Here is an 11739-nt window from a genome sequence, read left to right on the forward strand (position 1 = left end):
ACTCCAATTGCTCCAACGAGCGGAGGTAGTCAAACGGTATGTGCCTCATCACCAATTCAAACAATAACGGCTATGGCATCGGCTCAAGCAGGAGAAACAGTAGTTTGGTATGATGCAGCAACTGGAGGTAGTGTAGTGGCGGATCCTTCTTTAAGTGCATTAGGAACAATTACCTATTATGCTGAATCGGTGAAAAACACAACACCATGCATAAGCAACTCTCGAACTTCAGTAACCTTAACTATTAATCCAAAACCACTTGTTCCAACAAGCACTGGAGATCAAACGGCATGTGCGTCGACTCCAATTCAAACTTTGACTGCTGGAGCGACAGCTCAAACAGGAGAATCAATAGTCTGGTACGATGCAGCAACAGCAGGAAATAAAGTAACGAATCCAACTTTAAATAGCTTAGGAACAATAACTTATTATGCAGAAGCAGTAAACAATGCTACAGCTTGTGCTAGCAGCTCACGTGTTGCAGTAACTTTAACTTTAAATGCTACTCCAATTGCTCCAACGAGCGGAGGTAGTCAAACAGTATGTGCTTCATCACCAATTCAAACATTAACGGCTATGGCATCGGCTCAAGCTGGAGAAACAGTGGTATGGTATGATGCAGCTACAGGAGGAAACGTAGTTTCAAACCCAACATTGAATTCATTAGGTACCGTTACTTATTATGCAGAAGCGGACAGTAATTCAACACCTTGTGTGAGTAGTTCCCGTACTGCAGTAACTTTAACAATAAATCCATTACCAGTTGTACCTGTAAGTGGAGGCAATCAAACGGTATGTGCTAATACGCCAATTCAGACTTTAACTGCTGGTGCTACAGCGCAATCAGGCGAATCTATTGTTTGGTATAATGCAGCAACAGGAGGAAATCAAGTAACGAATCCAGCTTTAAATAGCTTAGGAACAATAACTTATTATGCAGAAGCAGTAAACAATAATACAGCTTGTGCTAGCAGCTCACGTGTTGCAGTAACTTTAACTTTAAATCAGAGACCTGTTGTCCCAACTAGTGGTGGAAATCAGACGGTTTGTACAGATGGAACAACAACCCAAACTTTAACAGCTACAGCTACTGGTAATACAGTAACATGGTATACTGCTGCTATTGGAGGAAGTCTAGTTCCAAATCCTAAGCAAGTAGGTGTTGGTACAGTTACTTACTATGCTGAATCTTCAAACGGACTTTGTCCTAGTAGTACTCGTGCAGCTGTTACTTTAACAATTGTAGGTGTAGTTCCAAATCCAATAGCTAACGATCAGACAGTTTGCTCAAATGGAACAACCACTCAAACTTTGACAGCAACAGCTACTGGGAATACAATTACATGGTATACTGCCGCAGTAGGCGGAATTGTTGTATCAAGTCCTACTCAAGTAGGTGTGGGGACGGCAACATATTTTGCAGAATCTTCCGTTGGAAATTGTTTAAGCGCGAGTAGAACTAAAGTTATTCTAAGTATCACTGCAGTTCCAGCAATACCATCGGCAACGACGAATAAACAACCAACTTGTACTAATTCAACTGGAGAAATCACTTTTGTTAGTCAAACAGGCGCTGAGTACAGTATTGGAAATGGGTTTCAAGACAGTCCTGTTTTCATAAACGTTGCCTCAGGTACATATACAATAAGCGTCCGATATAAGAATAACACTGCATGTGATATTAAGGGTGCGGCTTTGACAATAAGACCAATTCCTCAACAAATTCAATTCGAAATTAACGGAGAGTGTGCAGATAAAGATTATGTGTTAACAGCTACTCCATTGTCTAATTCATATGATCCTAATAATATTGATTATGAATGGAAAGATAGTGCAGGTGTAACGGTAGGGACAAATTCTAATGTTTTTAATGTTTCGAATTTGATTGCTTCAACTTCTGAAAAAGAAATTTTTCCTTTAAATTATACTTTAACAATAACATCAACTTCAACAGGTTGTCAAACTATAAAAGGAGTAACAGTTGAAACTATTACTTGTAATATCCAAAAAGGGATTTCGCCTGATGGTAATGGAGCGAATGACAACTTCGATTTAAGATTAATGGATGTCAAAAAACTGCAGATATATGATAGATATGGTATAAAGGTCTACAGTCAATCGAATTATACAGACCAATGGAAAGGACAGTCAGATAAAGGTGATGATCTGCCTAGTGCAACATATTATTATGTAATTGAGCTTAATGAAGGTCAATCAAAAACAGGTTGGATATATCTAATCAGAGAAAAATAATAAATTAATTTATTTTTGAAGTCCATGAATATCTTTTGGGCGAATAAAACGAAAAACAAATAGATATGAATAAAATATTTTTGACCTCTCTTTTAGTTCTTATTGCCTATGTAGATTCAAATGCGCAACAGAACCCTCATTACACCCAATATATGTATAATATGAATGTCGTTAATCCTGCTTATGCAGGTTCGAAAGAAAGTATTTCTTTTGGAGCATTATATAGAAAGCAATGGGTTAATATAGAAGATGCTCCAACTTCTTTTACTTTTTCTGGACATGCGCCAGTTGGTAATAATGTGGGACTGGGTTTGTCTTTTATATCAGATAAAATTGGACCTGTAACTGAACAGAATGTGTTTGGAGATTTTTCCTATACTTTGCAATTAAATGAGACGAGCAAATTGGCATTGGGAATAAAAGCGGGTGTCTCATTTCATCAAGTTGGTCTGAGAGATATCCAATCTTCCTTACCGGATCCTTCAGAAGGTATTTTTGGTCAAGATATAAATGACGCATCATTAAATTTAGGCGTAGGAGCATTTTATTATACAGATAATTATTATGTTGCTTTTTCAATTCCAAATCTAGCAAAATCAGCCCATTTAGATTATAACGGACGCGAATATGGTTCAGATGTATCCCATTATTTTTTGACAGGTGGGTATGTTTTTGATGTAAACTATGAATTAAAATTCAAACCTTCTTTTATGTTGAAATCAGCATTTAATGTAAGCCCATCGTTAGATCTTTCTGCCAATTTCTTATATAAAGAAAAATTCGAAATAGGTGCCACTTATAGATTGCAAGATAGTTTTGGCGGAATGGTGAATTTCGCAGTAACACCAGAATTAAGAATTGGTTATGCATATGATCACATTATATCAGATCTGAAAGTGACCACTCCTTCTTCTCATGAATTCATTTTGTTGTATGATCTATTTACGGCTAAAAAAGTTTCACGTTCTCCAAGATTTTTCTAATATTAAACTTTACAATTAATGAAAAAAATTACTATACTGTTGTTTTTAGTGCTAATTAATATTTCACTAATGGCACAAAATAAAGATACGAAGAGTGCTGATAAACTTTTTGACAGATATGAATATAGTTCAGCTGCTAAAGAGTATCTGTCTTTAGTTGAAAAAGGTACTTCTGACCCTTATGTTTATAAACAACTAGGGGATTGTTATTATAATATGTCTAATACCGCTGAAGCAGAAAAATGGTATTCAAAAGCAGTAGAATCTAAACAAGGTTTAGAGACCTATTATAATTATGCGCAGATGTTAAAATCAAATGGCAAATATCTAGAATCCGATAAACAAATGAGAGTTTTTGCTGCCATGTCACCTAATGATCAGAGAGCAATAGAATTCAAAAATAATCCTGATTATCTTGTGAAGCTAAAAAATATTGAAAAGCTAGTTGATATAAATAGAATCACTGTAAATTCTGAAAAATCTAATTTTGGGGCTGTTCTCTATGGTAATTCTCTTTATTTTGCGAGTGCAAGAGATAAAGGAAGCAAAATTTACGGATGGAATGATGAGCCTTTTTTAGATCTATATCAGTCCAACTATAATGAAATAGATGGAACGTATTCAGAACCAACCGCAATTTCAGAATTAAACACAATTTACCACGAAGGTCCGTTAACGATGACTAAAGATGGGAATACGATTTACTTTTCAAGTGAAAGTTTTAATGAAAAATTATTTATAAAAGATAATTCAAAAAAATTGAAATTTGGACAAGTTAGCTTGTATAAGGCTGTTAAGGATGGTGGAAAATGGTCATCAGTTACGCCGCTACCATTCAATAGTAAAAATTATTCTAACGGTAATCCATCTGTAGACAAAGAGGGAAAGACACTTTATTTTGCTTCAAATATGCCAGGCTCAATTGGAGGTACTGATATATGGAAAGTACCGGTTAACTCTGACGGTACCTTTGGGACACCAGAGAATCTAGGAGATAAAATAAACACAGTGGGTGATGAAAATTTTCCATTTATATCTGATGATGGCATTTTGTATTTTTCTTCAAATGGTCTAATGGGTTTTGGGGGATTAGATGTTTTTTATGTGGATTTGAATAAAAATGATTCGCCACATAATATGGGGAGCCCTGTCAATACGGAAAAAGACGATTTTTCATTTTCATTTAATAAAGAAAAAAACATTGGGTATTTATCCAGTAATAGAGCGGGTGTAGATAATATCTATAATGCAATCCCAGTATGTAAATCAGAGATGCTTGCTATCGTAAAAAATGCTAAAACAAATGCATTATTAGCTAATTCCAGAGTGATTTTTTTGGATGCTAATAAAAATGTTTTAGATACAAAGATAACTAACGATAAAGGAGAAGCTTTATACAGTACTGATTGCCAAAAACAATTTTCTATCGATGTTTATAAAGATGGGTTTGTTACTAAATCTTATCCTCTTAGTACGATTAAAAAAGGGGTTCGTACGACTATTGATATGTTTATAGATCCGATCGAAATGACTGTAACAGAAACAGAAATTATATTAAACCCAATTTATTTTGATAACAATAGGAGCAAGATCACGCCGCAAGGTGCAGTGGAATTGGATAAATTGGTCTATGTAATGTCTCAAAATGATAAGTTGAATATGTATGTAAAATCTCACACCGACATTAGAGGTACTGATGAATATAATTTTGACCTTTCGGAAAGAAGGGCTAAATCTACCGTTGCATATATCATTTCAAAAGGGATTAGCGGGGAAAGAATTACAGGTAAAGGTTTTGGGGAATCAGAACTAAAGGTAGATTGCAAAGAGAAATGTACCGAAGAAGAACATGCTTTAAACAGACGTTCAGAATTCATGATTATCAAATAACAATAAGTTATAAAAAAAGGATGTTCAAAAATAGACATCCTTTTTTTATAACTATTTTCAAGAATATTACCCATGTACGGTTTCGTTTTTTCCGTACTTAATAATAATTGAAGTTTCAAAGTCAATCCATTCTTGCCAGCGTTTGTCAACATCAACGTTATCTGCATATTTTTTGGCAAAACCAATAAAAGTGGTGTAATGGCCAGCTTCAGAAATCATAAGGTCTCTATAAAATTTTGCTAGCTCGGGGTCTTTTATGTTTTCTGAAAGAACTTTAAATCGTTCGCAGCTTCTCGCCTCAATCATCGCTGAAAATAATAATCGATCACATAGCGCATCTCTTCGGCTTCCATCTTTTTTCATGAACTTAAAAAGTTCATTTACATAATGGTCCTTGCGCTCTCTGCCTAATGTTAGACCTTTGCTTTTTATTAAATTATGAACTAATTGTAGATGGTCTAATTCTTCTTTGGCAATGATTAACATTTCAGTAACCAATTCCTCTAATTCAGAATTATAGGTAACTAAACTTATGGCATTTGATGCTGCTTTTTGCTCGCACCAAGCATGGTCTGTTAAGATTTCTTCTATGTTCGATTCGACTATATTTACCCAACGTGGGTCTGTGGCTAATTTTAAACCTAGCATGATATTGGAATTTATTTAGTTGTAAAATTAGTGTTTTCTTCCTGATTTTTATTCAAAACAAAGGAATTGCCACTAAAATAGTATTATTTTGCATATATAATTTTATTCAAACAACAATCAAGTGCAACAACTTTTAATAATTGGTTTTGTGTGGCCTGAGCCCAATTCGTCTGCGGCAGGAGGAAGGATGCTGCAATTGATTTCACTTTTTAAAGATCAAGGATATAGCATAACGTTTGCGAGTCCGGCTCAAGACAGTGATTTTATGGTTGCTTTGGCAGAATATGGTGTCGATAAAAAATCAATTGCTTTAAATTGTGCCAGTTTTGATGTCTTTGTAAAAGAGTTAAACCCCACCGTTGTCTTGTTCGATCGTTTTATGATGGAAGAGCAGTTTGGTTGGAGAGTTACTGATAATTGCCCAAAAGCCTTGCGATTATTAGATACCGAAGATTTGCATTGTTTGCGTTTGGCACGCCAAAAAGCATTCAAAGAAAATCGTTTGTTTCAGACTTCAGATTTAATGACAGAAGAAGTGGCAAAACGAGAAATTGCCAGTATTTTGAGATGTGATTTATCTTTAATGATTTCTAAATTTGAGATGGAGTTACTTACAACTACATTTAAAATTGATAAAGCACTTCTGTATTATTTGCCTTTTTTATTGGAACCAATAACTGTATCAGCTTTCGAACAATTCCCGCCTTTTGAAGAAAGGAAAGAATTTGTTTTCATCGGAAATTTTCTTCATGAGCCCAATTGGAATGCCGTTCAATATCTGAAGGAGTCCATTTGGCCGCTTATTAGGAAACAACTTCCTCAAGTTGCTTTGAATATTTACGGTGCCTATCCTTCACAAAAAGTGCTGCAATTGCATCAACCAAAAGAAGGGTTTTTAATAAAAGGTCGTGCTGATAAAGCACAAGAAGTGGTTTCGAAGGCTCGTGTTGTTTTAGCTCCATTGCGTTTTGGTGCGGGTGTAAAAGGAAAATTGATAGAAGCGATGCAATGTGGAACGGCAAGTGTAACAACTACTATTGGGTCGGAATCAATGCATGGTGATTTACCGTGGAATGGTGCTGTTACCGATAGTCCACAAGTGTTTGCGGATGAAGCAGTACAGTTATACAATGATAATAAACGGTGGCTTGAAGCCCAATATAACGGATTAACTATTATCAATCAGCGGTATTTAAAAGCGCTCTTTGTTGAAGATTTTAATAAGCAAATATTATTTTTGCAAGCTAATTTGCAGCAACACCGAATAACTAATTTTTTTGGAGCAATGTTGCAACATCATACGTTGAGCAGTACAAAATATATGTCTCGTTGGATTGAGGCTAAGAACAAATAAAAAAAATCCCGTCAAGTTTTTAAACGAGACGGGATTTGTATTTTAAAAACCAAGTTGTTACGCAAGCATTGTAACTGGATTTTCTATAAATTGTTTTAATGTTTGTAAAAATTGTGCTCCAGTTGCGCCATCAATTGTTCTGTGATCACAAGCTAAAGAAAGCATCATGGTATTTCCAACAACAATCTGACCGTTTTTAACTACTGGTTTTTCAACAATGGCTCCTACAGAAAGGATGGCAGAATTTGGTTGGTTGATAATAGAATTGAATTCAACAATTCCAAACATTCCAAGATTAGAAACAGTAAATGTACTTCCTTCCATTTCAGTTGGGAGTAATTTTTTGTTTTTAGCTCTTCCGGCAAGATCTCTTACGCTTCCGCCAATTTGAGATAAACTCATGGCATCTGTGAATTTCAATACAGGAACTACTAATCCATCTTCAACAGCTACTGCTACACCAACATTCACATGGTGGTTGATAGTAATAGCATCCTCTTTCCACTGAGAGTTAATTTTTGGATGTTTTTTCAAAGCCATCGCGCAAGCTTTAATAACCATATCGTTAAAGGATACTTTTGTATCAGGAACGCTGTTTATTATTGCTCTTGATTTCATTGCTTCATCCATTGTAACTTCAATTGTCAAGTTATAATGAGGAGCAGTAAATAAAGATTCTGCCAAACGTTTTGCAATGATTTTTCGCATCTGCGAATTTTTGATTTCTTCTGTAAAGACTTCTCCTGCTGGAACAAATACTTTTGGTGCTGCTACAGTTTCTGTTTTTGCCGGTGCAGATGTTGCGGTAGCTGGAGCAGAAGCTGCTTGAGGAGTAAAGTTTTCGATATCACTTTTTACGATACGTCCATTTTCGCCAGAACCTTTCACTTGTGTCAATTGAATTCCTTTGTCACTTGCAATTTTCTTTGCCAATGGTGATGCTAAAATTCGTTGTCCATCAGTTGATGCTTCTTGTACAATTGGTTCTGCTGTTTTTTCAGCAGGTGCTGATTTTGCTTCTTCAGTTGTTGCGGGAGCTTGCGGTGCTCCACCCGTTTTATAATTTTCAGCAATACCGCTAATATCAGTTCCCTCAGGTCCGATAATAGCCAATAGACTATCAACTGGAGCCGAATTTCCTTCTTGAATTCCAATATATAATAATGTTCCTTCATTGAAAGATTCGAATTCCATTGTAGCTTTGTCAGTTTCGATTTCAGCAAGAATATCACCTTCGGCAACTTTATCTCCTACTTTTTTCAACCAAGTCGCTACAGTTCCTTCAGTCATTGTATCACTTAAACGAGGCATTGTAACTACGATTACTCCTTTTGGTAAAGAAGCTACCGCTATTGCAGGAGCCGCAGTAGTTTCTTCTTTTATAGCTGCAGGAACAGTTGCTGTTTCTTTAGATTCAGGTTTAGCTTCAGCCGTATCAGGAGTTGCAGGAGTTGCTTTTCCAGCGATTAAAGCAGAAACATCTTCGCCTTCATTTCCTATAATCGCCAGTAAAGAATCTACTGGTGCAGTTTCTCCTTCTGGGATACCTATATATAAAAGAGTTCCTTCATTGAAAGACTCAAATTCCATTGTCGCTTTGTCCGTTTCAATTTCTGCAAGGATATCACCTTCGCTGATTTTGTCACCTACTTTTTTTAGCCAAGCCGCTACCGTTCCTTCCGTCATCGTATCGCTCAAACGAGGCATTGTTATTATTGTTGCCATAATTGATTTTATAGTTTATGAGGTAAAAATGGATAGTTTTCTTGATCGTATACTACGTCGTATAATTGTTGGATTTCAGGATAAGGTGACTCTTCAGCGAATTTCACGCATTCTTCAACCAAATCTTTAACTCTCTGATCAATAGCTTCAATCTCTTCTTCTGTAGCATACTTTTGATCTTTAATTACATCTAAAACTTGAGTAATTGGATCAATTTTTTTGTACTCTTCCACTTCATCTTTTGTACGGTATAATTGCGCATCTGACATAGAGTGCCCTCTATATCGGTAAGTTTTCATTTCAAGGAATGTTGGTCCATCACCACGACGAGCTCTATCAATAGCCTCTGTCATTGCTTCGGCAACTTTAACTGGATTCATTCCGTCAACTGGTCCACAAGGCATTTCGTATCCTAAACCTAGTTTCCAAATATCAGTATGATTCGCTGTTCTTTCTACAGATGTTCCCATAGCATAACCGTTATTTTCTACGATAAATACTACTGGAAGTTTCCATAACATTGCCATATTGAAGGCTTCATGTAACGAACCTTGTCGAGCAGCACCATCACCAAAATAGGTCATAGTAACTCCTCCGGTTTCAAAATATTTGTCTGCAAATGCTAAACCAGCTCCTACTGGAATTTGACCTCCTACAATTCCGTGTCCACCATAAAAACGGTGTTCTTTTGAGAAAATATGCATAGAACCACCCATACCTTTTGAGGTTCCGGTAACTTTACCCATAAGTTCTGCCATTACACGTCTTGGATCAACACCCATTCCTATTGGTTGTACGTGATTTCGGTATGCAGTAATCATTTTGTCTTTTGACAAGTCCATTGCGTGCAAAGCACCAGCAAGAACTGCCTCTTGACCATTGTATAAGTGTAGAAATCCTCTAACTTTTTGTTGAATGTATAATGCTGCAAGTTTGTCTTCAAACTTTCTCCAAAGCAGCATGTCTTCATACCACTTTAAATAAACCTCTTTTGTAACTTCTTTCATTTGGATTTTTTCTTTTGCTTAAGCGTTATTGTGTTATAAAATGTTACTTATAACGCAAAATAGTTTCCTCACACAAATTTGCGAAAAGCAAAAATAAGACATTACATCTAAGAAGTGAAATTTATAGAGTAGTTTTTGGGTTTTTTAAAGGAATTTTTTGTCAAACATGAATGGAAGTAAATTTTTTAGGGATTCGGATTTGTTTACTTCGCCTTCTTCTCCCATAAAGTAAATTTCTATTGGGGTGTCTTGTTTTATTTCATATTCTGCGATAGATTGTCTGCAGGAACCGCATGGGGGAATGGGAGTAGTTGTTTTGTTCGTATCTGAAGCGGCTGTGATTGCCATTTTTAAAATTTTTGCTTCCGGATAGACTGATCCAGCATAAAAAACAGCGACTCTTTCTGCACAAAGTCCTGAAGGATAAGCGGCATTTTCTTGGTTTGAACCTAGAACAATTTGTCCGTTGTCTAAGAGTATAGCTACGCCAACTCTAAATTTTGAATATGGTGCATACGCTTTTTTTCTGATGGCTACTGCTTCTTCCATTAGGCTGTAAACATCTTTTGGTAATTCTTTAACTGAATCGAAAACTGTGAATTGAGTTGTTATGGAAATTTCTTTCATTCTTTTTTTTGAGGAAAAAAAATCCAAATCTCATCAAGATGAAATTTGGATTTATAGTTATTTAATTTTTTTTAAGACTACTAATATTCATCGTACTTGTCACCGAAATTAAAAGTAAGTGAGAATCTGAGTGTGTTTTCTAATGGATTTTTCACTTTCGATGCTGAGAATAAGTACGATACATCTACTTTTACGATATTGTATTTAAATCCTGCTCCAAGCGAGAAAAACTGACGTGCCCCTTTTTGTGGGCTTTCGTGAAAATACCCCATTCGCATTGCAAATGAATCTTGGTATAAATATTCAGCACCTGCGGCATAGGTGAATTCTTTTAATTCCTCTCCAAATCCATCTGGAGCATCTCCAAACGATTTAAACACACCGGAAACCCATCCAATAGAGCGATAATCTTCAAAATTTTGAGCTCGTTCTTCCGTGGTTACTGTTCCATCTCCGTTTAAATCTGGGTTTTGTGGAGTTGGTACTAATAATTTATTGAACTCCAGGTTTAAAGCTACTTTATTATATTCATCAAAAATGAAATCAAATCCAGTTCCTATTTTTAAATTGGCTGGCAAAAAATTAGTGCTAAATTCATCGTTGTCATAACTTATTTTCGGACCCAGATTTTGGATGTTAAATCCGCCTCTCCATCTTCCGTTAAATTCGTTAAAAGCAATTTCTTCAGATTGATAAAAACCTGCAATATCAACCGCAAATGAGCTGGCTGGTGTTGCATCGCCATTATCAGACGCTACTTTTAAACTGGAATGAATGTAACGACCTGCTACTGCCATAGAAAATCGCTCACTTAGTTTTAATGAATAAGAACCGTCAAAGGCAAATTCATTTGGAGAAACTATTCTGGGTACTTCATCAGGATTACCTGTTTCACGAAGTTCGATATTACCTAAGCCGAAATAACGTAGGCTTGCTGCAAATGCACTTCGCTCGTTGAGTTTGTTGTAGTAAGTCAATTGTCCCAATGAAATATCATTTACCAAATCCGTAAGATAAGGAGTGTAACTCACGGAAAAACCTTGTTTGTCTATGGCAAAGGCATATTTAGCCGGATTCCACTGTTGTGAAAAGGCATCTGCAGAAGAAGAAACTCCCACATCAGCCATACCGGCAGCTCTTGCATCTGCAGAAACTAATAAAAACGGAACTCCTGTTGTAATAACTCTATCCTGCGCGTTTGCAAGAAAAATTATAAAAAAACAGATAAAAAGTAAAGCTATTTTTTTCATTT

The 11739-nt window shown here is 35.9% G+C and carries 9 protein-coding genes; 4 read left to right on the forward strand and 5 right to left on the reverse strand.

What is annotated here, in order from left to right; all coding sequences use genetic code 11:
• The 3 genes from BUC23_RS13335 to BUC23_RS13345 form a co-directional block, all read left to right on the forward strand.
• Window positions 1–2253: T9SS type B sorting domain-containing protein (locus BUC23_RS13335; RefSeq protein ID WP_139259885.1), on the forward strand; the 2253-nt coding region annotated here is incomplete at its 5' end.
• A gap of 65 nt (window positions 2254–2318) precedes the next feature.
• Window positions 2319–3236 carry a PorP/SprF family type IX secretion system membrane protein gene (locus BUC23_RS13340; protein ID WP_073210245.1) on the forward strand — a complete coding sequence of 306 codons (918 nt, stop codon included), beginning with the start codon at window positions 2319–2321 and terminating at the stop codon, window positions 3234–3236.
• 18 nt (window positions 3237–3254) lie between these two features.
• Window positions 3255–5126, forward strand: a complete 1872-nt coding sequence (locus BUC23_RS13345; RefSeq protein WP_073210246.1) for an OmpA family protein — start codon at window positions 3255–3257, stop codon at window positions 5124–5126.
• A 66-nt stretch (window positions 5127–5192) separates the two neighbouring features.
• Here the strand turns inward: BUC23_RS13345 and miaE are convergent, their stop codons facing one another.
• Complete coding sequence (gene miaE / locus BUC23_RS13350) at window positions 5193–5774, reverse strand: MiaE family protein (protein ID WP_073210247.1); 582 nt, start codon at window positions 5772–5774, stop codon at window positions 5193–5195.
• A gap of 121 nt (window positions 5775–5895) precedes the next feature.
• On the opposite strand from miaE, the gene BUC23_RS13355 reads away from it, so the two are divergent.
• Window positions 5896–7128 carry a glycosyltransferase gene (locus BUC23_RS13355; protein WP_073210249.1) on the forward strand — a complete coding sequence of 411 codons (1233 nt, stop codon included), beginning with the start codon at window positions 5896–5898 and terminating at the stop codon, window positions 7126–7128.
• 57 nt (window positions 7129–7185) lie between these two features.
• Here BUC23_RS13355 and BUC23_RS13360 read toward each other — a convergent pair whose 3' ends face one another.
• The 4 genes from BUC23_RS13360 to porV form a co-directional block, all read right to left on the reverse strand.
• Entirely contained in the window at window positions 7186–8853 is a 1668-nt protein-coding gene (locus tag BUC23_RS13360; protein WP_073210251.1) for a pyruvate dehydrogenase complex dihydrolipoamide acetyltransferase, read from the reverse strand.
• A gap of 8 nt (window positions 8854–8861) precedes the next feature.
• Window positions 8862–9860 carry a pyruvate dehydrogenase (acetyl-transferring) E1 component subunit alpha gene (gene pdhA / locus BUC23_RS13365; RefSeq protein WP_073210253.1) on the reverse strand — a complete coding sequence of 333 codons (999 nt, stop codon included), beginning with the start codon at window positions 9858–9860 and terminating at the stop codon, window positions 8862–8864.
• A gap of 144 nt (window positions 9861–10004) precedes the next feature.
• Window positions 10005–10487 (reverse strand): cytidine deaminase, encoded by a 483-nt coding sequence (gene cdd / locus BUC23_RS13370; protein WP_073210255.1) that lies wholly within the window; start codon window positions 10485–10487, stop codon window positions 10005–10007.
• Between the two features lie 80 nt (window positions 10488–10567).
• Entirely contained in the window at window positions 10568–11737 is a 1170-nt protein-coding gene (gene porV / locus BUC23_RS13375) for a type IX secretion system outer membrane channel protein PorV (RefSeq protein WP_073210257.1), read from the reverse strand.
• Window positions 11738–11739: the final 2 nt, after the last annotated feature.

The sequence above is a fragment of the Flavobacterium xinjiangense genome, from assembly GCF_900142885.1.
GTDB classification, from domain to species: domain Bacteria; phylum Bacteroidota; class Bacteroidia; order Flavobacteriales; family Flavobacteriaceae; genus Flavobacterium; species Flavobacterium xinjiangense.

Excerpts from the sequence above, each read along its gene's own strand:
- BUC23_RS13340 (WP_073210245.1), top strand. The coding sequence starts at position 2,319 with ATGAATAAAATATTTTTGACCTCTCTTTTAGTTCTTATTGCCTATGTA.
- miaE (WP_073210247.1), bottom strand. The coding sequence starts at position 5,774 with ATGCTAGGTTTAAAATTAGCCACAGACCCACGTTGGGTAAATATAGTC.
- BUC23_RS13360 (WP_073210251.1), bottom strand. The coding sequence starts at position 8,853 with ATGGCAACAATAATAACAATGCCTCGTTTGAGCGATACGATGACGGAA.
- porV (WP_073210257.1), bottom strand. The coding sequence starts at position 11,737 with ATGAAAAAAATAGCTTTACTTTTTATCTGTTTTTTTATAATTTTTCTT.
- pdhA (WP_073210253.1), bottom strand. The coding sequence starts at position 9,860 with ATGAAAGAAGTTACAAAAGAGGTTTATTTAAAGTGGTATGAAGACATG.
- cdd (WP_073210255.1), bottom strand. The coding sequence starts at position 10,487 with ATGAAAGAAATTTCCATAACAACTCAATTCACAGTTTTCGATTCAGTT.
- BUC23_RS13345 (WP_073210246.1), top strand. The coding sequence starts at position 3,255 with ATGAAAAAAATTACTATACTGTTGTTTTTAGTGCTAATTAATATTTCA.